Origin of the sequence: Sphaerisporangium krabiense, assembly GCF_014200435.1 — a bacterium.
Lineage (GTDB): Bacteria > Actinomycetota > Actinomycetes > Streptosporangiales > Streptosporangiaceae > Sphaerisporangium > Sphaerisporangium krabiense.
The window spans coordinates 1590394-1614356 of the sequence record NZ_JACHBR010000001.1 but is presented as its reverse complement, the minus strand read 5'-3'; the positions used below and the strand labels follow the sequence as shown (position 1 = coordinate 1614356).

At 70.9% G+C, this 23963-nt stretch carries 15 protein-coding genes and 2 pseudogenes; 6 read left to right on the top strand and 11 right to left on the bottom strand.

Annotation, left to right across the window (positions count from 1 at the left end; genetic code table 11):
- Window positions 1-25: 25 nt before the first annotated feature.
- Window positions 26-1591 (bottom strand): asparagine synthase-related protein, encoded by a 1566-nt coding sequence (locus BJ981_RS06980; RefSeq protein WP_184609089.1) that lies wholly within the window; start codon window positions 1589-1591, stop codon window positions 26-28.
- 222 nt (window positions 1592-1813) lie between these two features.
- Complete coding sequence (fbaA, locus tag BJ981_RS06975) at window positions 1814-2836, bottom strand: class II fructose-bisphosphate aldolase (RefSeq protein WP_184609088.1); 1023 nt, start codon at window positions 2834-2836, stop codon at window positions 1814-1816.
- 266 nt (window positions 2837-3102) lie between these two features.
- On the opposite strand from fbaA, the gene BJ981_RS06970 reads away from it, so the two are divergent.
- Window positions 3103-3798 (top strand): DedA family protein, encoded by a 696-nt coding sequence (locus BJ981_RS06970; protein ID WP_184609086.1) that lies wholly within the window; start codon window positions 3103-3105, stop codon window positions 3796-3798.
- A 98-nt stretch (window positions 3799-3896) separates the two neighbouring features.
- On the top strand, window positions 3897-4334 hold the full coding sequence (locus BJ981_RS06965; protein WP_184609085.1) for a hypothetical protein: 438 nt from the start codon (window positions 3897-3899) through the stop codon (window positions 4332-4334).
- 45 nt (window positions 4335-4379) lie between these two features.
- Here the strand turns inward: BJ981_RS06965 and pyrE are convergent, their stop codons facing one another.
- On the bottom strand, window positions 4380-4916 hold the full coding sequence (pyrE, locus tag BJ981_RS06960; RefSeq protein WP_184609083.1) for an orotate phosphoribosyltransferase: 537 nt from the start codon (window positions 4914-4916) through the stop codon (window positions 4380-4382).
- Window positions 4917-5132: 216 nt separating this feature from the next.
- Between pyrE and BJ981_RS06955 the strand changes: the two are divergent.
- Window positions 5133-5585: pseudogene (locus BJ981_RS06955) on the top strand (NYN domain-containing protein); the annotation flags it as partial.
- Window positions 5586-8396: 2811 nt separating this feature from the next.
- Window positions 8397-8627: pseudogene (locus BJ981_RS39755) on the top strand (NYN domain-containing protein); the annotation flags it as partial.
- A gap of 11 nt (window positions 8628-8638) precedes the next feature.
- On the opposite strand, the gene BJ981_RS06945 reads toward BJ981_RS39755, so the two are convergent.
- The 5 genes from BJ981_RS06945 to BJ981_RS06925 all read right to left on the bottom strand — a co-directional run bounded on the left by BJ981_RS06945 (window position 8639) and on the right by BJ981_RS06925 (window position 16859).
- Complete coding sequence (locus BJ981_RS06945; RefSeq protein WP_184609081.1) at window positions 8639-9139, bottom strand: hypothetical protein; 501 nt, start codon at window positions 9137-9139, stop codon at window positions 8639-8641.
- Between the two features lie 20 nt (window positions 9140-9159).
- Window positions 9160-10896 (bottom strand): alpha/beta hydrolase, encoded by a 1737-nt coding sequence (locus BJ981_RS06940; protein WP_204070325.1) that lies wholly within the window; start codon window positions 10894-10896, stop codon window positions 9160-9162.
- Window positions 10897-11211: 315 nt separating this feature from the next.
- Window positions 11212-11733: a phospholipase gene (locus BJ981_RS06935; protein ID WP_184609078.1), complete on the bottom strand. Its 522-nt coding sequence runs from the start codon at window positions 11731-11733 to the stop codon at window positions 11212-11214.
- 333 nt (window positions 11734-12066) lie between these two features.
- Window positions 12067-12693, bottom strand: a complete 627-nt coding sequence (locus BJ981_RS06930) for a response regulator (RefSeq protein ID WP_184609077.1) — start codon at window positions 12691-12693, stop codon at window positions 12067-12069.
- Window positions 12693-16859 (bottom strand): HAMP domain-containing protein, encoded by a 4167-nt coding sequence (locus tag BJ981_RS06925; RefSeq protein ID WP_184609075.1) that lies wholly within the window; start codon window positions 16857-16859, stop codon window positions 12693-12695. Before BJ981_RS06925 ends, BJ981_RS06930 begins: the two co-directional genes overlap by 1 nt.
- 121 nt (window positions 16860-16980) lie before the next feature.
- Between BJ981_RS06925 and BJ981_RS06920 the strand changes: the two genes are divergently transcribed.
- Window positions 16981-18537: a PP2C family protein-serine/threonine phosphatase gene (locus BJ981_RS06920; protein ID WP_184609074.1), complete on the top strand. Its 1557-nt coding sequence runs from the start codon at window positions 16981-16983 to the stop codon at window positions 18535-18537.
- Window positions 18538-18647: 110 nt separating this feature from the next.
- On the opposite strand, the gene BJ981_RS06915 is transcribed toward BJ981_RS06920, so the two are convergent.
- From BJ981_RS06915 to BJ981_RS06905, 3 genes are all read right to left on the bottom strand, one after another.
- The gene (locus BJ981_RS06915) at window positions 18648-20441 is read right to left on the bottom strand and encodes a S9 family peptidase (protein ID WP_184609072.1); all 1794 of its coding nucleotides are present in this window, start codon (window positions 20439-20441) and stop codon (window positions 18648-18650) included.
- A gap of 116 nt (window positions 20442-20557) precedes the next feature.
- Complete coding sequence (locus tag BJ981_RS06910; RefSeq protein ID WP_239139318.1) at window positions 20558-21406, bottom strand: putative RNA methyltransferase; 849 nt, start codon at window positions 21404-21406, stop codon at window positions 20558-20560.
- 100 nt (window positions 21407-21506) lie between these two features.
- Window positions 21507-22451, bottom strand: a complete 945-nt coding sequence (locus tag BJ981_RS06905) for a TetR/AcrR family transcriptional regulator C-terminal domain-containing protein (protein ID WP_239139319.1) — start codon at window positions 22449-22451, stop codon at window positions 21507-21509.
- Between the two features lie 280 nt (window positions 22452-22731).
- Here BJ981_RS06905 and BJ981_RS06900 point away from each other — a divergent pair, with 280 nt between their 5' ends.
- Complete coding sequence (locus tag BJ981_RS06900) at window positions 22732-23937, top strand: FAD-dependent monooxygenase (RefSeq protein WP_184609071.1); 1206 nt, start codon at window positions 22732-22734, stop codon at window positions 23935-23937.
- Window positions 23938-23963: the final 26 nt, after the last annotated feature.

Here is a 23963-nt window from a genome sequence, read left to right as displayed (position 1 = left end):
CGGCGAGGGTGGGTTCGGGGGGCGTTCACGTGAGCGGCGTCCAGGCGAGGCGGGAGCCGTGCCGGGCGCGCCAGCGTGCCAGCATGCTCGCCCACTGGAGAACGTACAGGGGCCCTGACCAGCGGGTTTGCCGGGCGCGGAGCTCGGGGTCCTTCAGCGTGGCGAGCATACGTGGGCCGAGGAGGTCGCGCACGTCGCCGTCGGCGGCGACGCTCCCGGCGAGGGCGGACAGGGCGGCCGGGCTGGTCTTGCGCTGCGGTCCGGGGGCCGGACGCTCGCCCGGATCGTTCGTGGAGGGCAGTGTCGCCACACCCGCCGCCCCGTACCCCAGCATGGCCCGGTAATACGCGTGATCCTCCCGCGCCGGGAGCGGCACGCTCAGGGCGGCGGCGATCACGTCGGGGTCGGCGAACGGCAGCCACACCTCCGTCTCCGGGCCGAGCAGCCAGGACGGCGAGGTGAAGATGCCGCGGTACCGGGTCGTCAACCTGGACAGGACCGGCATGGCGTGGTGGCCGTCGAACGGGCGCGTCACCCGGTGGAACGCCGCCAGGCCGAGCTCGGCGATCGCCTCGCCCGCGCCGCGCGCCCACACCTCCTCCTGGCGGGGGAAGTGCGTGGACAGCGCCCGCCACATCGCCTCCCGCGCCCGCCCGGGGTCGTTCGCCCCGGTCACCTCGGCGGGGGCGCCCCTGCGGAACAGGCCGTCCCCCAGGCAACCGTCGATCAGCGGGGCGCGCAGGCGGTGGACGGCCCGGGCGTACGGCATCGCCCAGGAGTGGTGCAGCGTCTGGTACTGCGTGCGCCGCCACACCTCGCCGTGCTCCTCCAGCCACGACTCCGGGCCCGGCCTGACCACGTGGTGCGGGACGCCGAGCGCCGCCGCGACGGTCCTGGCGCGGGGGATGTCTAGGTCGAGCCCGTCGTCGGTGCTGGTCGTCCACGCCTCGATCCGGGCGGACGCGCGGCGGGCGGCCAGCGCCGCGAGCAGCCGCGAGTCCCATCCGCCGCTCAGGCCGATCGCCACCGGGCCCGCGCGGTGCGGGATCCGGGCGGCGATCAGCTCGACGACGTCCTCGGGCGCCGGAGGCCGGGACGGGTCGGCGGCGAGCCAGGCGGGGGCGAAGCGGTCGAGGCGCGGGCCGCCGTCGCGCCCGGCGCGCCAGGCCGTCGCGGGTTCCATGTGCCGGATCTCGGCGAACGGCGTCTCGTCCCCGAGCGGGGTCATCATGACCAGCAGGTTCGCCCAGGCCGACCAGTCGACGTGCAGGGGATCGCGGTCCAGCGTGGTCAGCGGGGCGAGGCGGGCGGAGAAGTAGAGGGCGTCCCCGAGGCGGCGGACGTTCAGCTCGTGCAACCCGAGGGCGTCGGTGTGGAGCACGGCGCCGCCGGGCTCGATCACCAGTCCCGCGGCGAGGCGTCGCTCGGCGGCCTCCTGCCACGTGCCCGGCTGCGGGGCGCCTCCGGCGGCCGGCCACCACAGGTAGCCGGAGCGCGGTCCCCGGGACCAGTTCTCCGGCTCTCCGGTCGACCACAGCGTGGCCAGCGGTGATCGGTGCACCTCGTCGAGCCCCCGTGGAGAGGCCGCCACCAGCCGCTCCACTATGCGCGCATCCCACTTTCCGATGGCACCGCAGACATATGGCCGCGATCGGTAGGAGATGGACATTTAGCTCATGCTAACGAGGTATTTGTGAGAAGAGTCTCCCGGTTACTAGTTTTTACTGTTTTTCTCAGCAGATTCACAAGAACGGGCGGACCCGCCGGGCCCGCCCGTTCTGGCGTGTCTCTGTGCGTCGCCGCGCGCCGCCGGTCAGGACAGCTTGTTGCCCGCCGACAGCAGGTGCTCGCAGGCCTCCCGCACCCGGGCGGCCATGCCGGCCTCGGCCGACTTGCCCCACGCGCGCGGGTCGTAGTCCTTCTTGTTGCCCACGTCGCCGTCGACCTTCAGCACGCCGTCGTACTTGCGGAACATGTGGTCGGCGACCGGGCGGGTGAAGGCGTACTGGGTGTCGGTGTCGATGTTCATCTTCACCACGCCGTAGGAGATCGCCTCGCGGATCTCCTCCAGCGAGGAGCCGGAGCCACCGTGGAACACCAGGTTGAAGGGCTTCTCGGTGCCGTACTTGGCGGCCACCGCCTCCTGGATCTCCTTCAGCACGGTCGGGCGCAGCTTGACGTGACCCGGCTTGTAGACGCCGTGCACGTTGCCGAACGTCGCGGCCAGCAGGTACTCGCCGCGCTCCCCGAGCCCGAGCGCCTCGGCGGTGGCCAGGGCGTCCTCGGGCGTGCTGTACAGCTTCTCGTTCATCTCGCCGACGACGCCGTCCTCCTCGCCGCCGACGACGCCGATCTCGGCCTCCAGCACGACCCGCGCCGCCGCCGCCTTCTCCAGCAGTTCACGGGCGATCTGCAGGTTCTCGTCCAGCGGGCAGGCCGAGCCGTCCCACATGTGGGACTGGAACAGCGGGTCCTTGCCCTCGGCCACGCGGCGCTGGGAGATCTCCAGCAGCGGGCGGACGAAGCCGTCGAGCTTGTCCTTGGGGCAGTGGTCGGTGTGCAGGGCGATGTTCACGGGGTACTTGTCCGCGACCACGCGGGCGAACTCCGCCAGCGCCACGGACCCGGTCACCATGTCCTTCACCGACGGGCCGGACAGGTACTCGGCGCCACCGGTCGACACCTGGATGATGCCGTCGCTCTCGGCCTCGGCGAAGCCGCGCAGCGCGGCGTTCAGCGTCTGCGAGGACGTCACGTTGATCGCCGGATATGCGAAACCATTGGCCTTGGCCCGGTCGAGCATTTCGGCGTAGACCTCTGGGGTCGCGATGGGCATCGGAAGTCAACTCCCTAGACGGAACGTTTGGCTGGACGTGTGGCTGACCGGGGTCGGGATCCCCGGGGCAAGTATTGCGAAGGAGCGGCGGACGAGGAAGAAGGGGTCCAGCATGTGTCCGCTCCCCGGGCGCGCCGGCCTCGCACCATTCTCCCGCGTCGTTCCCCGTGCCTTTCCCTTCCCTGGGACACCCGCCGCCCTCCCGGCGTGACGGGTACACCCCACTGGCACCTCTACCCCGCCGCGCGGCGGTACTCTCATCGGTGATGGACCTCACAAACCTTCTGGACGCCCAATGGTGGATCGTCACCTTCGGGCTCATCGGCATTCTCGTGATCATTTTCGCCGAGACCGGACTGCTCATCGGATTCTTCCTGCCCGGTGACTCGCTGCTGGTGGTCGCGGGCATGGGGGCGTCCACGGCGGTCGCCGCCTCGGTGGGCCTCGACGCGCCATTCCCACTGGCCGTCCTGCTGATCTGCGCGCCGCTGTGCGCGATCCTCGGCGCCCAGCTCGGCCACTACATCGGAGCCAAGACCGGCCCCCGGCTGTTCGCGCGCCCCGACTCGCGGCTGTTCAAGCAAGAGTACGTGGACAAGGCCGAACACTATTTCCAGAAGTTCGGGCCCGCGCGCGCCGTCGTCCTGGCGAGGTTCATCCCGATCGTCCGCACGTTCCTCAACCCCGTGGCCGGCATGCTCGGCATGCCCCGCGCCACCTTCCTGCTGTGGAACGTGATCGGCGGCGTCCTCTGGACCGAGTCGATGCTGCTCATCGGCTACTTCGCGGGCAGCGCCATCCCCAACGTCGACCGGTACATCCTGCCGGGCGCCGCGGTGATCATCGTGCTGTCGGTCATCCCGATCGTCCGCGAGGTCCTGAAGAACCGCAAGGCGGCACCGCAGCAGCAGCAGGTCGCCGAGCCGCGCGGACGTCACCACAGGGACGCCAGCCCGCACTGACCCGCCGGCCCGCTCCCATAGGAGTACCGGCGACCCTTCGGTGACCGTGATGTCCAGCGGCTACCCTCCGAAGGGTGGGACGCCACCGGTCTGACCCCATGGGAATCGCCCGCCTGCTGCTCGTGGGCGTCGCGATCCTCGTGGTGTTGGGTCTGGTCGTCCTCGGCGCCGTCGCGCTGATCGGCTCGCTCAGCTCCGACGGGGACGGCGGCACGCCCACCGCCCCGCCCGCCACGACCCCGCTCGTCACGGCCCCGGCGTCCCCCACCCTCGCGGAGGAGGACTCGTCCGGCGACCTTCCCACGCTGTACGTCGAGTGCCGGGCGGACCGCTGCCCGATCTTCGTACGGGTCAGCGGCGGCGACATCGTCGAGGACCGCGAGCTCACCCGCGGCCAGCAGGCCATGTACTCCCAGCCCCGGCTGGACGTCGTCCTCGCCGACGCCTCCACGCTGTACGTCGAGGTCAACGGCAGGGCCCGCCCCCCGGCCAAGCCGGGGGAGCGGCAGAGCTTCATCGCCGACCGGTTCAAATGAGGACGTCCCCCCACCCGGGCCTCCCGCGCGGGATCCCCCGCGGCCTCAGTCCAGCCCGAGGTCGGTGAGGGTGTAGGCCGTGCGATAGGGCAGGCCCGTCGCCTCGATCGCGGCCGCCGCCCCGCGGTCCACGATGGTGGCCACGCCCACGATCTCCGCGCCGGCCTCGCGCAGCGCCTCCACGGCCGTGAGCACGGAACCGCCCGTCGTCGAGGTGTCCTCCACGGCCAGCACGCGGCGGCCCGCGACGTCCGGACCCTCGATCCTGCGCTGGAGGCCGTGGGCCTTGCCCGCCTTGCGCACCACGAACGCGTCCAGGTGGCGTCCCCGCGCGGCGGCGGCGTGCAGCATGGCCGTGGCGACCGGATCGGCGCCCAGCGTCAGGCCGCCCACGGCGTCGTAGCCGAGATCCTCGGTGACGTCCAGCATGACCTGGCCCACCAGTGGGGCCGCCACGCCGTCCAGGGTGATACGGCGCAGGTCCACGTACCAGTCGGCCTCACGGCCCGAGCTCAGCACGACCCGTCCGTGCACCACTCCCTTTTTCTTGATCTCATCGAGAAGTTTCGCGCGCTCATCCATGGAGGCCAGCCTAGAGACCTGCCAGGAGCACCCCCTGCGGGGCCACTCCTTTATCACCAAGGGCTGAAAATAACGGCAAACTGGTACGGTCGGCGGGAACATTCCCGAACATGGGCATGCGCGGGCCGAATCGCCGGGATTCACCCTCGCAGGATCAGAGCCTTCATTACCCTGAGATAGGGCCGGGCTTCGGCTGCCACCGGACCTTGGCCATGTATGAGAGGGCGGTGTCGCGTGGATCGCTGCGCGCTGTTCGTGGACGCTGGCTATCTGCTGGCGGACGGCGCGATGGCCGTGCATGGGACCCGCCATCGCGAGGCCGTCGCCTGGGACTACCCCGGCCTGCTGCAACTCCTCTCCACGCTTTCCCGCGAGCGTACCGATCTGCCCCTGTTGCGGTGCTATTGGTATGAGGCGACCGTCGAGGGACGGCGCACTCCCGAGCACGACGCCCTCGCCGACATCCCCGGCCTCAAGCTCCGCCTGGCCCGCATCCGCCCCGGCCGCAGGGAAGGCGTGGACGCGCAGGTCCACCGCGACCTCATGACCCTGGCCCGGAACAACGCCATCTGCGACGCCGTCGTCGTCAGCGGGGACGAAGACCTCGCCCAGGTCGTCAGCGACGCGCAGGACCTCGGCATCCGCGTCACCGTGATCCACATCGCGGCCGAGGGGGGCTGGGCGGTGTCCCGCACCCTCCAGCAGGAATGCGACGACCTCATCGAGATCGGCAGCGGCCACCTCCGGCCGTACGTCAGCCTCGTGACGGGCAACATCGCCGCCGGCCCCGACAGCGGACCGTCCAACGGCTTCCACCTCCCGGCTCCGATCGGCAACGGCCGCCCCCGCGACACCGCCTACAACGGCCGCCCCGCATCGGCCTACCCCTCCACCCCGCCGCCGACCGGCCCTTTCACCACGGCGCCACCCACCGGCCCCTTCGCCCCCTCTCCCGCCTCGGCCCCGTTCACCTCGGGTTCCCTCAGCACCGGCCCGGCCTCGGGCTCTCTCGGTACGGGTCCCGCCTCCGGCTCGCCCGGTACCGGTCCGGCCACGGGATCCTTCAGTACGGGCTCACTCGGCACCGGCCCGGCCACAGGCTCCTTCGCCTCCGCTCCCGGCGGCGCCGGCACGTCGACCTCTGGCACGTCCGGTGCCCACGGCGGCTCCCCGGCCTCCTCCGCCGGCTCCCAGGGCGGCGGCGCGGGTTCCCCTGACACGGGGACGCGCGGTACCGGGGGCCGCCCTTCGGCGTCCCTCGGACCGGGGGCGTCCGGCCAGGCGGGACCGACCTCCTCGTCCTACGGGCCGGGCGGGGACACGTCCGGAAACAGCGGCACAGAGGCGGGTTCGGACGCTCACGGCCAGAGCGCTCTCCCGTCCGGGAACCTGGGAGCTTCCACCGGTTCCCAGGGCGGCGGCTCACTCGGGGCGGATTCGTACGGATCCGGCCCCCACGGCACCGGCTCGTACCCAACGGGCTCCGGTGCTGCCGGCACGGCCTCCAATACCGGAAATTTCACCTTCTCAACCGATTCCCCCGGCTCCCACGGCGACGGCCTCTCGGGCACCGCATCCCATGTGACCGGTCCCCACGGCGACGGTTCCCACAGCACCACCTCCCACGTCACAGGTCCCTATGGTGACGGGCCGCACAGCGCGGCCGCCCATGGGAATGGATCGCAGGGCGCGGGTTCCCACGGGGACGGTTCGCACGGAGACGGGTCGCACGGCGCAAGGTCCTACGGCGCGGGCCCCCATGGAGACGGTTCGCACGGCGCGGGCTCGTACGGCCTCACCGCCCAGGGCACCGGCGGCTACGCCTCGGGATCGCCGGGCACAGGTACGCACGGCGCGACCGGCCAGAGCTCCGGCTCGCACGGCGTGGGCGCCCAGGGCTCCGGTGCGTACGGCGCGGGCGCGCAAGGGGACCAGCCTGGCCAGACGTCCCCGCACGGCGGCCCGCTCGCCTCCCGATCCCCCGGCGCGTCCGGCAACCTCCCAGGCTCCAACTCCCTGGGCCCGAACTCTCCACGATCAGGCTCCCTCGCCTCCACCCCGCCAGGACCCGCTTCCCCCGGCCCCACCTCGCCGGGATCCGGTTCCCTCGGTTCGACCTCCCCGGGGTCCGGTTCCTTCGGCTCCACTGCCGGCGGCTCAGCTTCCTTGGGCTCCCCCTCCAGCGGATCCGGTTCCCTGGGCTCGACCACGGGCGGGTCCGGTTCCCTGGGCTCGACGTCCGGCGGATCCGGCACCCTTGGTTCGCACACGGGCGGGTCCGGTTCTCTGGGCTCGACGTCCAGTGGGTCCGGCACCCTTGGTTCGCACACGGGCGGGTCCGGTTCCCTTGGTTCGGCCTCCAGTGGGTCCGGCACTCCGGGGCCGAACGCGGGCGGGGCCGGCTCGATCGGCGGCGGCTCGTCCGGGACCGTTCCGGCGGGCTCGGGTTCGCACACCACGCCCTCGCCCGCCGACCAGGTGGGGCTCACCGGCGTCCACAACTTCGGCTTTCTGGGCACCAGCTCCCGCAACCAAGGATCCGCGGGCACCGGTTCACCCGGCTCCTCGACAGGCGCGGGTTCGCACGGCCTCTCGACGACCCCGGGTTCGCAGGGAACGGGTACGGGTTCCCACGGCCTCTCCACCAGCCCCCCGTCCCCAAGAGACGCGGGGAGCGGCGCGCACGCCACCGGGCCGGGCACAGGCGGCGGGACCCACGGCACGGGAGGCGGCACGCTCGGCACGGCAGGGACCGGCTCATACGCCTCCCCAACCGGCGGCCTGACCTCCCAGAACCCTTCCACCTACGGCACAGGAACCCACACCCCGAACCCCACGGGTTCTCACGCCGGAAACCCGACCGCGAACCATGCGGGCTCTCACGCGGGAAATCCGGCCCCGAACCACGCGGGGAACCACGCCGGCACCTCCGCGGGGTCGTATGCCGGAAACTCCACAGCCTCCCACGCCGGAAGCTCTGCGGGCTCCCATGCCGGAAGCTCTGCGGGCCCCCATGCCGGAAGCTCCGCAGGCTCCTATGCTGGAACCTCCTCAGGGTCCGCCTCGGGAAACCTCGCGGCGAACTCCCCGGCCGGAACCTCCCCGGGGGCGGGCGCCCATGCCTCGTCCGACCCGGGCTCCATCTCCTCCGTGCCATCGAGCACGCGGTCGGGCTCGGTCTCCTCCAACAGTCCCCGCTCCGACTCGTCGTCGCGCTCGTCGCAACCCGCTCTGCCCCCGGCGTACTCGAACTACTCGGACGCCCCGTCGTCCTCCCGGAGCTCCCAGCCCCCCGCGTCGCAGCCCCTGGCCGCGCCGGTGCCGCCCCAGGCGGGCGGTCAGTACACCCTGGGCTCCTCGGCCCCGTCGAACGGCGGCTCCTCCGGCTCTGCCTACCCGACCTCCCAGCTCGGCCCGTACACCGGCCCGCAGCCCGCTCCGGTCCCCAGCGGCATGCCGGGCACGACCACCCTGGCGGACGCCGTCAAAGCCGCCCACAAGGAGGGCCACGACTTCGGCGAGTCCGTCGCCCGCGACGCCCCGGCCCTCTGGCTGGAGGCCGTCCTCGCCCGCAAACCCCGCATGCCGTCCGACCTGGAGGCCCGCCTCCTCCAGGGTTCATCCCTCCCCATCGACTTCCTCCTCCACGACGAAGTCCGCCACGCCCTCCGCCGCGGCTTCTGGGACGCCCTGGAACGCGCCCGCCGCTGACCGTTCCCAGCTCAGCCGTCCGAGGGCCGAGGAGTTTTCTGGGCCAGGACGCAGGTCGAGGTGATTCCGACGCCCAGCACATTCTCGTTCGTGCGGAACAGCGCCATTATGAAGTCGTCCGGTCGAGAACGTGCGCCGATGTTTATCCCGGTCTCGGACGCTGTCTCGATCACATGACCCTGCTGTTCCCAATACAGCCTGATCTTCTCGGACACCTCTTTGAGCTGTTCCTTTGGAACGCCGTTGAGGTAGTAGCCCCGACTTATCACGACGCCGTCCTCAGGGCCTCCCTCCCCGGAGGCGGAACACGGCCTGCTGTCCAGGCTGGGACGGTATAACTCCAGGTGAGGCTTCGGTTGGATCACACTCACGGTCCCATCGACCAGTTGTGCGATCCGGGCGAGGGCCTGGCTCTCTGTCATGGCTGGCCTATTGTTCACGACTTCTCCCTGGGCACCGCAGCCGGCGGCGAGTAGGACGACGGCGATGGCGACCACCGTGGTGCGTGACATTCATCCTCCGACCGGTCGGGCTAGGTGAGCGAGCGAGGCGCGATGTCGTCCGTTGACACCGGTAGGGGGCCGGGCGCCAGAAGTCGAGGGGGCGGCGTTGGTTCCGTGTGCTTCGGAGCACGGGTCAGGTCTTCGTACTGGCCGTTGACCAGGAGTCCGAGATTCTGCATGGCGGGTGAGAACTGGTCCCAGCCTCTCTCTGTGTCTCCCCAATAGCTGGAGTGGCCCTTGAAGCTCAGAGTCGACGCACCATTATCAGGGACATAGAAATGGTGGGCACCGAATTCCTTACCACTGGGGTCTTTGCCGAGTGGGGTGATGGGGGAAGCCTTACCGAGATCGCCGACCGGATCGTTCGGGGCCTCACCTACCCATACCGAGCCGACACCGAGTTGCCTGGCCGTGTCGACTCCGACACCGGGGCTGCCCACGAAGATCACTTGGTCGGCGAAGCCGTGGAAGCGCTGCTGGGTGGCCAATCCGACCACTGTTGATCCGTAGCTGTGCCCCAGGACGCTGAGTCGTACGTCGGATGCTGCCTTATGAGCGGCGTGTAGCCCATCGGTGAAGCTGGCGAGGAGTGGCGCGCCTGCTTCAGCGGCACTGCGATTAAGCACCGTATGCCGCGAACTGTGGGTTTCGCCCCACTGTGGTGGTTCGTAGCCGAGCCAGGCGATCGATGCGATCTTCTTGTTCGGCGCGGAGCTGTTCGCCTGATTCCATAAGTAGGCTGCACGTTTGGCGTCGCTGCCACCGAATCCGTCGAGCTTGGTGTCAGTACCCGGCACATATGTAACGATATTGTCGGCTTCGTCGGGATTGCCGTATGAGATCGCGGTCTTGCCGCGATCACCTAGTTCCAGTTGCAGCAGATATGCCGGAGGGCGGCCGTCCTTCCCGCCAAGGGCCAGGGCCGTTTCCACGGAGGCGAGCTGTCGTCTCTTGAGCTCCGTGTCCTTCATGGTCCTCGACACCAATCCGGGGTACGGCAGTGCGCGCAGTTCGTTGATCTGCTCGTCCAGTACAACCTTGGCACCCTCGAGATATGCCCGATTGGCCTGGTCTCGCGTCGCGGCCGGCAGGCCGTTCAGGCTCCCGATCAGCTGGGGGCGTTGGCTCAGTAGGCTCTGCTGGGTCGTCGGGCTCAACTGTTGCCACCAGACGTTCAGCCGGCTTGCCAGAGTCGCGTCCTTGCCGGTGTTTTGAAGGTTCACGAGGGCCTGGAGTGCTTTGGGGTCTCCGTTGGAGGCTGCCGTTGTCAGCTTGGTGACGCCGCCGGGGTCTGGGGCGTGGGTGCCGAAGAGGCCGAAGGCCGTGAGGGCTGTGGTGGTGCGGGTGGAGCCGGGGTCCTTCTGGATGACGGACAGCCGGGTGCGTAGGTCGTTCACCTGGCTTCGCGCCCAGTCGCCTGCGGCGGCGACCTGTGCGCCCGAGGCGGCGGGGACGCACATCGCGGAGAGTTCGCCCGATAATCGGTGGCCTGCGTCGGGGAGTTGTTGGGCGGCGCGGTGGAGGTCGGTCACCAGGCGTTCCATTTTGGCGATGTCCATGCCGTCGAAGCCGTTGTGGGTGGCGGACATCACGCTCATGGGGGTGGAGAAGGAGGGCACCTGCGGTGCCTGGCCGCCTTCCTGGCGGATGCGGGTGGCGATCTGTTCGGCCGCGTCCTGGAAGGCTCGTTGCATGGTCGTGCGGTGCTCGGTCAGGGCTTTGGAGAAGGCGGGCGCCCCGCCGCCTACCCATGCGCTGGCGGCCATGCATTGCGCGGGAGAATCGAGTGCCCGGGCGTGCTCATCGGCCAGCCGAATCACCCTCGATAAGGCAGCCTCTAAGTCTGCCGTACTCCCCGTGGTCATAAGCCGTCAGAATCGCATGCAGATCAGACATTCTGCAACTAGTTCTGCGTTAGTGGCAGATGTGATGAGAAGTCCGGGAATTCATCCCTTGGTGTCCATTTTGATGGCCTGCGATGAGGCGGGACACGCGGAGAAGTGATCAAGGCCAGGGGCGCCGGGCGGTGGCCGTGCGGTCGCGGGCCGACGCCCCTGGCTGCGCGGACGGATCGAGAGGGGCTACGCGCCGAGGGCCCGTGCGGCGCGTTCGGCCTGCTCGCGGATGCGGTCGAGCTGGGACTGGGTGACCTTGAGGGAGCCGAACTGCTTGACGGCCTGGTAGTACGTCCAGGCCACGCCGTCGCAGCTGGTCTTGGCGGCGCCGGAGTACCCGGCGCAGACCTGCTTCATGTCGAAGTAGAAGGAGTCGTCGATACGCGACTTGTTGGCCGGGAAGCGGCCCACGGCCTTGTAGTTGCGGTAGCCGAAGTCGTGACGGTGGCACGGCATCCTGAAGTCGAAGCCGAGCGGCTGGTCGGGGCTGCTGGAGCAGAGGTCGGTCGACCAGTCGAAGGCGTAGTCCGCCCAGGCTCCCTGGTTCTGCCAGGCGGAGCGCCACGCGGAGGCGCTGGAGGCCGTGGACTGGGTGAAGCCGGAAAGTGCGGAGAGTTTTTGCTCCAGCGTCACCGCGAATGCGGGGAGCGTTAATGCGGGTAACGCGGCGAGGGAGAGGGCGACCGTCGCGAGGGCGCGCTTGACCATGGGGCTCTGCCTTTGTCCGGGGGGATGGCGCTCATGACAGTGGTCGTTCAACGCCCAAGAATGAACGGATCCGGTCCCGAATGCTGGAACAGCCCTTCATCAGGATTCATCCTGATATTTGCGAACAATCGCTCTTTACGGAATGAGAGATGAATGTAAGAGTGAGGATTCACGCCTCACCCGTGACGACAGGTGCCGGATCAGTGACGTAGCGCAGTCGCATGCACCCGTGCGGAAGATCACCGGCGTCGTCAGAAGAAGGGGTGAGGGCCGCCTTCCGGCCCCCGCCGCGAAGCGAGCGCGGTCAGCGGGGGGCCCGCGGGCACGCGAAGGTCAGGAGAGGGCGTCGAAGCCGGCGCGGAGGTGGGTCACGCGGTCGGTCAGGTCGCCGAGAGGGCCGGAGAGGGCGGTGCTGCCGTTGGCGTGGTGGACCAGGTCCTTGATGCGGGCCAGCTCCTCCTCGACGGCGCTGAGGCGGCGGGAGAGCTCGGGCAGGACCTCCGCGCCCGTGCCGTCCGGCAGTTCGACGTTGAGGCGCTCACGCAGCAGCGAGGCCTGCTCCGTGAGGCGGCGGTTCATGTTGTACAGCTCGACGAAGACCGACACCTTGGCGCGCAGCACCCACGGGTCGAACGGCTTGGTCAGGTAGTCGACGGCGCCGGCGGCGTAGCCGCGGAAGGCGTAGTCGGGGGCGCTGTCGACCACGGTGAGGAAGATGATCGGGATGTTGCGGGTGCGCTCGCGCCGCTTGATGTGGGCGGCGGTCTCGAAGCCGTCCATGCCGGGCATGCGGACGTCCAGCAGGATCAGGGCGAAGTCCGTGCCGAGCAGCGCCTTGAGGGCCTCTTCCCCCGACCGCGCCCGTACGGCGGTCACGTCCAGGGAGCTGAGAATGGCCTCCAGGGCGATGAGGTTCTCCTCCCGGTCGTCGACCAGGAGGACCTTTGCTCGATCCGGCATCAACCGCGTCCCTCTCTCCCGTCGCCGGAGGCCACCCGGCCGCGCGTGAGCCAGCCACGAAGGCGTTCCAGGAGCCGGTCGACGTCCACCGGCTTCGGCACGTAGTCGGACGCGCCGGAGGCGATGCTCTTCTCGCGGTCCCCGCGCATGACCTTGGCGGTCAGCGCGATGATCGGGAGGTCGGCGAACTGCGGCATGCGCCGGATCGCCGAGGTGGTCGCCCAGCCGTCCATCTCGGGCATCATGATGTCCATCAGCACGAGCGCGACGTCCTCGTTGCGTTCGAGCTGTTCGATTCCTTCGAGGCCGTTCTCAGCGTAGACGACGGTCGCGCCGTGGCGTTCCAGGACGCTGGTCAGCGCGAAGACGTTACGGATGTCGTCGTCCACGATGAGAATCTTCGCATCGTTCAGGGGATCGTCGCCCTGCCAGGTCTGCGGCGCGGGGAGCGGCGGCTCCTCGATGATCTGCGGCAGTTCGGGCAGGACATCGGAGGCGGTGAGCTCCAGCGAGCGTTCCTGCGGGGTGTCGAGCGGCGCGATGGCCGCGCCGCCGTCGGCGTTGGCGAGCGGCCCGGAGTAGCTGACCGGCAGGTGCAGCGTGAACGTGCTGCCCTTGCCCGGCTCGCTCTTGGCGTGGATCTCGCCGCCGAGCAGGCGGGCGATCTCGCGGCAGATCGACAGGCCGAGGCCCGTGCCGCCGTACTTGCGGCTGGTGGTGCCGTCGGCCTGGCGGAACTGCTCGAAGATGACGTCCAGCTTCTCGGGCGCGATGCCGATGCCGGTGTCCACGACGGCGAAGGAGAGGATGTCGTCGCTGCCGCGCAGGGTCTCGTCCACGTACGGCACGTCGGACGCCCGCGTGATGTCCAGCCGCACCTCGCCCTTGGGGGTGAACTTGACCGCGTTGGACAGCAGGTTGCGCAGGACCTGTTGCAGGCGCTGCTCGTCGGTCCGCAGTTCCTCGGGCACGGCCGGGTCGACGTAGACGGAGAAGGACAGGCCCTTGTCCAGGGCGAGCGGGCCGAAGGTGGCCTCGACGTACTCGACGAGCTTGGGCATGGAGATCTGCTGCGGGTGGATGTCCATGCGCCCGGCCTCGACCTTGGACAGGTCGAGGATGTCGTTGATGAGCTGCAGCAGCGCCGAGCCCGCGCCGTGGATGGTCCTGGCGAACTCGACCTGCTGCGGGGTGAGGTTGCCCTCGCTGTTCTCGGTGAGCAGTTTGGCCAGCACCAGGAGGCTGTTGAGCGGGGTGCGCAGCTCGTGGGACATGTTGGCCAGGAACTCGGTCTTGTACCGCGAGGAGACCGCGAGCTGCTCGGCGCGTTCCTCCAGCGTGCGGCGGGCCTGCTCGATCTGGAAGTTCTGGATCTCGATGGCGCGGTTCTGCTTGGCGAGCAGCGCGGCCTTGTCCTCCAGCTCGGCGTTGGACCTGCGCAGCTCCTCCTGCTGGCGTTGCAGCTCGTCGGAGCGTTCGCGCAGCTCGGTGGTGAGGCGCTGGGACTCGGCCAGCAGGCCCTCGGTGCGCGAGTTGGCGATGATCGTGTTCATCGTGACGCCGATGGTCTCGACGAGCTGGTTGAGGAAGGCCAGGTGCGCCTCGCTGAACCGGCTGAAGGAGGCCAGCTCCATGACGCCGAGGACCTGCTCCTCGAACAGGACGGGGAGCACGACGATCTGCGCGGGGGTGGAGCTGCTCAGCCCGGAGTCGATGGTGAGGTAGTCGGACGGGACGTGGTCGAGGACGATGGGACGGCCCTCGGACGCCGCCTGCCCGACGATGCCCTGCCCGAACGCGAACCGCTCTCGCACGCCGGCGCCGGGCCGCACGCCGTACCCGGCGATGAGCCACAGCTCGGCGTCCCTGGGGCTGGAGACCATGTAGAAGGCGCCGAAGTGGGCCTGCACCAGCGGGGTCAGCTCGCTCATGATCAGCTTGCCGACCTCGTGGAGGTCGCGGTGGCCCTGCATGAGCCGCGAGACACGGGCCAGGTTGCTCTTGAGCCAGTCCTGCTCCTGGTTGGCCTTGGTGGAGGCGACCAGGTTGGACACCATCGTGTTGATGTTGTCCTTCAGGTCGGCCAGCTCGCCCTGCGCCTCGACGCTGATCGAGCGGGTGAGGTCGCCGCGGGCGACGGCGCTGGTGACCTCGGCGATCGCGCGGACCTGGGTGGTCAGGTTGCCCGCCAGCTCGTTGACGCTCTCGGTGAGCTGCTTCCAGGTGCCCTCGACGCCCTCGACCCGGGCCTGGCCGCCCAGCCGGCCCTCGGAGGCCACCTCACGGGCCACGCGGGTGACCTCGGAGGCGAAGGACGAGAGCTGGTCCACCATGCGGTTGATGGTGGTCTTCAGGACGAGGATCTCGCCCTGCGCGTCCACGTCGATCTTGCGCGACAGGTCGCCCCTGGCGACCGCGGTGGTGACCTCGCCGATGTTGCGGACCTGGTAGGTCAGGTTGGTGGCCATGGAGTTGACGTTGTCGGTGAGGTCCTTCCAGACGCCCGAGACGCCGCGGACGCGGGCCTGGCCGCCGAGCTGGCCCATGGTGCCGACCTCGCGGGCGACGCGGGTGACCTCGTCGGCGAACAGCGAGAGCTGGTCGACCATGGTGTTCACCGTGTCCTTGAGCTGCAGGATCTCGCCCTGCGCGTCCACGGTGATCTTCCTGGACAGGTTGCCCTGCACGACGGCGTTGGAGACGGCCGCGATCTGCCGGACCTGCGAGGTCAGGTTGTTGGCCATGAAGTTGACGTTGTCGGTGAGGTCCTTCCAGACGCCCGACACGCCGCGGACCTGGGCCTGGCCGCCGAGCTGGCCCTCGGAGCCGACCTCGCGGGCCACGCGGCTCACCTCGGAGGCGACCGACGAGAGCTGGTCGACCATCGTGTTGATGGTGGACTTCAGCTCCAGCATCTCGCCCTGGGCGTCCACGTCGATCTTCTTGGACAGGTCGCCGCCGGCGACGGCCTTGGTGACCTGGGCGATGTTGCGCACCTGGTAGGTCAGGTTGTACGCCATCGAGTTGACGTTGTCGGTGAGGTCCTTCCAGACGCCGGAGACGCCCTTCACGTTGGCGCGCCCGCCGAGCTGGCCCTCGGTGCCGACCTCACGGGCGACGCGGGTGACCTCGTCGGCGAACATCGAGAGCTGGTCGACCATCGTGTTGAGGGTCTCTTTGAGCTGGAGGATCTCGCCCTGCGCGTCGGCGGTGATCTTCTTCGACAGGTCGCCCTGGGCCACGGCGGTCGCCACGGTGGCGATGTTGCGCACCTGGCTGGTGAGGTTGCCCGCCATGACGTTGACGTTGTCCGTCAGGTCCTTCCAGACGCCCGAGACGCCGCGGACGCGGGCCTGGCCGCCGAGCTCGCCCTCGGTGCCGACCTCGCGGGCCACGCGGGTGACCTCCTCCGCGAAGGCGGAGAGCTGGTCGACCATGGTGTTGACGGTGTTCTTGAGCTCCAGCATCTCGCCGACGGCGTCGACGGTGACCTTGCGGGACAGGTCGCCGCGCGCGACGGCGGTGGTGACGACGGCGATGTCGCGGACCTGGGCGGACACCCGGCTGGACATGGTGTTCACGGCGTCGGTGAGATCGCGCCAGCTTCCGGACATGTCGGCCAGGTTGGCCTTGCCGCCGAGCCGGCCCTCCGAGCCGACCTCGCGGGCGACCCGGGTGACCTCGGAGGTGAACAGCGCGAGCTGGTCGACCATGCCGTTGATGGCCTTGCCGAGGCGGCGCACCTCGCCCCGCGAGCTGGTGGTCTCCATGTCGATGCGGCGCGACAGGTCACCCTGGGCGACGGCGTCGAGAACGTCGGCGGCGCTGCTGACCGGGCCGACCAGCGCGTCGATCAGGGCGTTCACCGAGTCGACGCTCTCGGCCCACGAGCCGACGCCGGGGCCGGGGGTCAGGCGCACGCCGAAGCGGCCCTCCTTGGTCACCTCCTTGCGGACGCGCAGCAGCTCGTTGGCCAGGTGCTCGCGGCGGTCGGCGACCTCGTTCACCAGGAGCCGGATCTCGCTGAGTATGCCGTGGGGGGCGTGGGGCACCCGGCGGCGGAAGTCGCCGTCACGCCAGGTGATGAGCGTCTCCAGCAGGGGGCGAAGCTCGGACTCGGTATACGACCGCTCCGAACCGGGCTCCTTGGTCGGGGTACCCTTCATGAAGCCTCCTTCACGCTGTTCGGGCGGGACTCGGAGTAGTGCCAGTCTGGCATGAAGGCGGCTATGCGGTCGCCCGGTCGGTTGACCGCATGTGACCGCGGAGTGTGGTAAGCACGGTGCGATGACAAGTTCTTCCCGGGGTGTGCTGGCCGCCTCCTTCGCGGCCGGCGATACGGCCCTACCCGCGGCCATACGGTTCACGCGCGAGGTCATGACCGCGTGGGCCGCCGCTCCGATCAGGACCGACGCGGAGCGGCTCACCGGTGAGCTCGTGGCCGGCGTGCAGGACGGTCCTTTTGAGATCGTATGGATGCATCAGGGCGATTCGCTCCAGATCGAGGTCCGGGAGAAGGACCACGACCCGGCGACGGCCTCGGCTCCCTCGGCCCCGGTCACGGTGTGGGGCGTCAGCTTCTCCGGCGCGCTGCGCACCCGCTGGGCGCGCCTGCCCCTGCCCGGCGACTCCGGGGGAGAGGAGCCCGACGACTGGACGCTCGGCGGGGCGGCCTCGCAGGGGCCGGGCTGGCTGGGGTTCCTCGCCGACGCCAGCGACTTGCTCGCGGGCACGCTGGACCTCAACATGGTGCCGGCGCTGATCGCCCAGATCGTCGTCCCCCGGCTCGCCACCTGGTGCGCGGTCTACACCGCCGTCTCCGGCGCCGAGCCGCCCACCCCGGCCTACCTCTGGCACGCCGACGAGTCCCAGATCGACGTCCTGCGCGAGCAGCTGGACCAGACCGAGATCCCCGCGCTGGAGAACCTCACCCCGACGCCGATCCAGCTCGCCGACTGGCAGTCGCTGGCCTTCCCGCTGACCGCGCGCGGGCGCAGCCTCGGCCTCATGTGCCTCGGGCGCGCCGGCCGCTTCCCCGACGAGGTGGCCAGGCTCGCCGAGGACCTGGCCCGGCGCGCCGCGCTGGCCATGGACAACGCCCGCCTGTACGCCCAGCAGGCCGACGCCAACCGGGCGTTGCAGCGCAGCCTGCTGCCGCCGGGCACCCCGGCAGAGACCCCTGGCCTGGACTACTGGGTGGTGTACGAGCCCGCGGGCGAGAACAACGAGGTCGGAGGGGACTTCTACGACCTCTTCGCCACCGGCGAGGGCCGCTGGCGCTTCGCGATCGGCGACGTCTGCGGCACCGGGCCCGAGGCCGCGGCGGTCACCGGCCTCGCCCGCCACACCCTGCGGCTGCTCGCCCGCGAGGGGTACGACGTCGCCGCGGTCGTCTCACGGCTGAACCGGGCGATCCTGGAGGAGGGCGAGCGCGCCCGGTTCCTCACGCTGCTGCACGGCGAGATCACCCGCACCGACGACGGGCTCGACCTCTCCCTGATCTCCGCCGGGCACCCGGAGGCGCTGCGGCTGCGGCCGAGCGGCGTGGTCGAGGCCGTGGTGACCTCCCAGTCGCTGCTCGGCGTGTTCCCCGAGGCCGAGTTCGAGGCCGACCACGTCCACCTGGCCCACGGGGACGTGCTGCTGGGCGTGACCGACGGCGTCACGGAACGCCGCTCGGGGGAGCGGCTGCTCGACGACGACGGCGGGCTGGCCAAGCTGCTGGCCGAGTGCGCCGAGCTGTCGGCGCGCGCGGTCGCCGAGCGCATCCGCCGCGCCGTGGAGGAGTACGCCAACGAGCCCAGCGCCGACGACCTCGCGATCCTGGTCCTGCGCGCCGACTGACCCCGTCCCGGGACGGCGGAGCCGGCCGTCCGCCCGGCGGACGCGGGTCCCGTTCGCGGAGGCGGTCTAGACCAGTGGGGGCGGGCCGGTCCGTACCGGGCCCGCCTCCGTCAGGTCCGCGCCGAGGCGGGCTGGGCGAGGCCGGCGTGCTTGCGCGCGAAGTCGAGCTGCGCCGCCATCTGGCGGATGCGCTCCTCGACGACCAGGGAGCCGTGGCCGGCGTGGTAGCGGTACACCTCGAAGGCGTGGTCCCGCTCGGCGAGCTTGCCCAGGTACTGCTCGATCTGCCGGATCGGCGAACGCGGGTCGTTCTCGCCCGCCAGCACGAGCAGCGGCGCCCGTATCCCGTCCAGGTACGACATCGGCGACGACGCCGCGTACAGCTCGGGCACCTCCTGCGGCGAGCCGCCGAACAGGGCGCGGTGGTAGGCGCGCAGTCCCTCGGTCTCGTCGCGGTAGGCGGCGGCGTGGTCGGCGATGGGCACGGCGGCGATCCCGGCCGCCCAGCTCTTGGGCTGGGTGCCGAGGCCGAGCAGCGTGAGGTACCCGCCCCAGGACGCGCCCGCGAGCACCAGGCGGTCGGGGTCGGCCAGGCCCGTGGTGACGGCCCAGTCGCGGACCGCCGCGACGTCGGACAGCTCGATGTGGCCGACGTCGCCGCGCAGCGCGTCCCGCCACGCCGAGCCGTAGCCCGTCGAGCCGCGGTAGTTGACCCGCACGACCACGAAGCCGGCGTCGACCCAGGCGGCGACGTTCGGCAGGAACGAGTCGTCGTCCTGCGCGGCCGGGCCGCCGTGCAGCAGGAAGACGGCCGGGTACGGGCTCGTGCCGATCTCGGGGCGCGACACCAGCGCGTGGATCCGCCCGCCGGGGCCTTCCACGAAGACGTCCTCCAGCGGCACCGAGGGCGGCGCGGAGGGCCCGGACTGGTTCATGACCACGTGGCCGTCGCTGGCGCGGACCACCGGAGGGTGGGCCGCGCTGGACCACGAGTACTCGACCGTGCCGTCCGGCCGGGGCATGGCGTCGTGGATGACGCCGTGCAGGGTCTTGATCGGCGCGAGGTCGCCGCCGCCGAGGTCGTAGCGGAACAGCTCGGTCCTGGCCCGGTTGTTGTGGCCGATGAGCAGCGCCCTGCCGTCGTGGTACCAGTCGGCGGTGATCTCACCGGGCACGCGCAGCCAGATCTCGCGCTGCTCGCCGGTCAGCGGGTCCCAGACCAGGGGCTCGCGGCGGCCGCGCCGCTCGTGCAGGGTGAGGATGCGCCGGTCGGCCATGGTCGGGGCGAACCGCACGCCGCTGAAGCCCTTGCCGGGCCCGTCGTGCAGGTCGCCGACGACCTGGCCGTTCGGCCTGATCACGCGCAGGGCGGGGTGGCGGGAGTCGCCGTGCTCGCTGTGGCTCACCGCGATCAGCGAGCCGTCCAGCGACATGCCGGAGACCTGCGCGAACTCGCGGGACTCGTAGATGACGGCGGGCCGCTCGTCGCCGCCGACGCGGAAGTGCAGCACCTGGAAGCCGTGGCGGCTGCTGCGCCCGACGGCGGCGGTGCCCGCGGCGGACAGCGCGAGGCCGGTCGGGTGCCCGGGCGCGAGGTCGGGGTGGGCCGGCATCTCGGGGCCGCCGGTGAACGGCTGGCGCATCCAGATGCCGAACTCGTCGCCGTAGGTGTCGGAGAACCACCAGATCCACTGACCGGTGGGGTCGATCGCGGCGTGCGAGGTGCCGCGCGGGCGGCTGGTGACCTGCCGGGTGGCGCCGTTCGACCGGTCCCAGGCGTGGATCTCCCAGATGCCGGAGATGTTGCAGCGGTACACGGCCCGGGACGGTGCGAGCCGTGCCCAAACGGGCAGTGTCATACGTGCCGCGCGGAACCTGGCCTGCCAGCGTTCCTCGGCCTTCATGGGCGTGCCCCTCCCTCACGCTCTCCCGGACCGGCATCGGTGGGTTGCCGTTAAGTATGTCGCTTCTAATCGGATGTTGGTCTACAAAGTCGGGGAAATTCGTAATTCGGGTTGTTCTAGGCGATCTTACGGAAGAGTGAGATGTGGCATGACATTTCCACGGCCACCTGGAGAGGCAGGCGGGAAATCTCCTGTTCCAGTGCCCCGGAATCGACATGCCATGCGCTCGGCCCCATCCCGGCCGCCGCGGCGACCGCCCGGTGGTCGAGGAGCATACGGCTCTCCAGGACCTCCCGCGAGATCTCCGTGAAGTGGCTTCCGAGGGACTCCCCGACGCGGCGGGCCTTGTCCTCGTCCACCGACAGCAGGCCGAGCGTCTCGACCAGCGGCGCCAGGTGGCGTGAGGTGGGGGTGACCACGACGAGCGTCCCCCCGGGCCGCAGCACGCGGGCGAACTCGGGCCCGTTGCGGGGGGCGAACACGTCGAGCACGACCTCCACCCGGCCGTCCTTGACCGGCAGCGCGCGCCACACGTCCGCGACGACCGCGGCGACGCGCGGGTGGGCGCGGGCGGCCCGCCTGAGCGCGTGCTTGGAGACGTCCAGGGCGATCCCTGCGTCGTCGGGACGCAGCGCGCGGGCCAGGTAGTAGCCCGTGCCCGCTCCGGCGTCCAGGACGATCCCGGGGCCCGGCGCGGCGACCTCCCCGACGAGCGCCCGCACCCGGTCGGCCAGCGGCGTGTAGTGTCCGGCTTGGAGGAACTCCGCCCGCGCGGCCACCATGGCCGGCGTGTCGGCGGTGCCGGGGGGCGCGGAGCCGGTCAGCAGGCTCACGTAGCCCTGCCGCGCCACGTCGAACGCGTGCCCTCCCGCGCACCGCACGGCCGTGCCGTGCAGCGACAGGTCGCCCCGGCACGCGGGACAGGCGAGGGCGTCGATGGCGTCGGCGAGCATGAACTCCATCATCCCGAACTCCGGCGGCGCCTCGGACAGGGCGCCCGCCTATCGAGTGGTCTGTACAGGTACGGACATAATCGGCGGGATATGTCCGTACGGGTGGTGATTCTCAGCCCGCCGCGCGGTCGATCAGCACGGCCAGACCGTCCAGCAGCCGGGCCAGGCCGAACTCGAACAGCGTGTCCAGGTCGAGGTCGGCCTCAGGCGAGGTGACGACGGCGGCGAGGCCGGGGAACGAGCCGGCGGCGAGCACCTCGGCGAAGGCCGGCTGCGCGTTCATCCACTCGTCCTCGGTCAGCCCGGTGTCCTGCCGCGCCAGGTTCTCCGGCTCCAGGTTCACGCCCACGCCCCGGACGAAGCCGATCACGGTGATCGCGGCGTGCAGCCGGGCGTTCGGCCCGAGCCCGGCGCCGGCGAGCGCGCGGATCACGCGGTCGGTGTGGGCCAGCCCGCCGACGGAGAGCTGCGGACGGGTCATCGACACGGCATGGGGCAGCCAGGGGTGCCGCCGGTACACGGCCCACATGAGCCGTGCCGTCTCCTCCAGCGCGCGACGCCAGTCCGGCGCGTCGGGGCCCGGAGGGTGCGCGGCGTACACGGCGTCGGTCATGAGCGTCACCAGCTCGTCCTTGCCCGGGACGTGGCGGTACAGCGACATGACCGCGACGCCGAGCGCGGCGGCGACCCGCCGCATGGACAGCGCGGCCAGCCCCTCGGCGTCGGCGATCTCGATGCCGGCCCGCACGACGCGCTCCCGGGTCAGCTCGTGGTCGCCGGCACGCGAGGGAGGAGTGCGCGGCGCGGGCGCGGCCTCCCGGGGTGGCGGGGCCTGGACCACCGTGCCGACGCCGGGGACCGCGCGCACCAGCCCTTCCTGGCGCAGCGCGGTCAGCGCCTTGGTCGCGGTGGCCATCGCCACCCCCCACCGCCGGGTGATCTCCCGGGTGGACGGCACCGGGTCGCCCGCGCGCAGCTCGCCCGTGGCGATGCGGCGCCTGATCTCCCCGGCGATGCGCAGGTAGGGCGGCTCGGGGTGCGGGGCGGGTCCGTCCACAGGGTCCTCCTCGGTCGTGCTCGGTCGTGCTCGTGCGGAGGGCCGTACTAGTGCGCCATCCGTTGGTGGTACACGCCCGCGAGGCGTCCCGTGAGGGAAGGCGCCGGTCACGCGGGCGGTCGTGTCGCAGCATAGTGCACTAGGGCGAGATGCTCGTCGCGGCCATGTCCTGCCCGGCCATTGCGGTGCGCTAGGGGTGCGTTTACGGTGTACGCGACAAGTGATGTACGGCGTACGCGCCGGAGGAGGCCGCGGCCGTCCACCGGCGAAGGAGATCGGCATGAAGAACAGGAACGTCCTCATCTCGGGAGCGAGCATCGCCGGGCCCGCGCTGGCCCTGTGGTCGCGCCGCCACGGGTTCGAGCCGGTCGTGGTCGAGCGCGCCCCCGCGTTCCGGGACGGCGGCCACAACATCGACCTGCGCGGGGTGTCCAAGGAGGTGGTCGAACGGGCGGGGCTGATGGCCGAGGTGCGGGCCGCCGCCGTCGGCACGCGCGGCATGTCCTTCGTCGACGCCGAAGGCAGGCGGGTCGCCGCCATGCCCGCCGGCCTGTTCGGCGGCGAGGGCGCGGTCGCCGAGATCGAGATCCTGCGCGGCGACCTGGCCCGCGTCTTCTACGACGCCACCCGCCGCGACACCGAATACGTCTTCGACGACTCCATCGCCGCGCTCGACGAGGACGGCGACGGCGTGAAGGTGACCTTCGAACGCGGCAGGGCCCGGCGGTTCGACCTGGTCGTGGGCGCCGACGGCGTCCACTCCCGGGTCCGCGAGCTGGTCTTCGGCGCGGAGTCGCGCTTCCGCCGCCATCTCGGCTGCTACACGTCCTACTTCACGATCCCCTACCCGGTCGAGCACGGGCTGTGGGACCTCTACCACACGCCGCTCGGAGGCCGGGTGGTCGGCGTCCGGCCCACTCCGAGGCCCCGCGAGGCCAAGGCCCTGTTCGGGTTCACCTCGCCGCCGCTCGCCTACGACCGGCGCGACGTGGACGCCCAGAAGGCGATCATCGCCGGGAGGTTCGCCGGGGTGGGCTGGGAGGCGCCGCGCCTGCTGGAGGCAATGGCGGGGGCCGACGACTTCTACTTCGACACCGTCAGCCAGGTCCGCATGGACCGCTGGTCGGCCGGGCGGGTCGTCCTGCTCGGCGACGCGGCCTACAGCCCGTCGTCGCTCACCGGCCTCGGCACCAGCCTGGCCCTGGTGGGCGCGTACGTGCTGGCCGGGGAGCTGGCCGCGGCGGGCGGCGACCACCGCGCCGGGTTCGCCGCGTACGAGAGCGTGATGCGCGGGTACGTGGCGAAGGCCCAGGCGCGGGCCGACGACGGGAAGGCGTCCTCGGGGCTCATGCCCACCTCCGCCGCGCAGGTCTGGGGGCGCAACCTCATGATCAGGAGCATCCCGTACCTGCCGTGGCGGGGCCTCATCGCCAAGAAGATGCGGGGCGCCTCCGAGGGCGTCACGCTCAAGGACTACGCCCCCTGACGCCGGCCCCCGGGACGCCCCGAGAG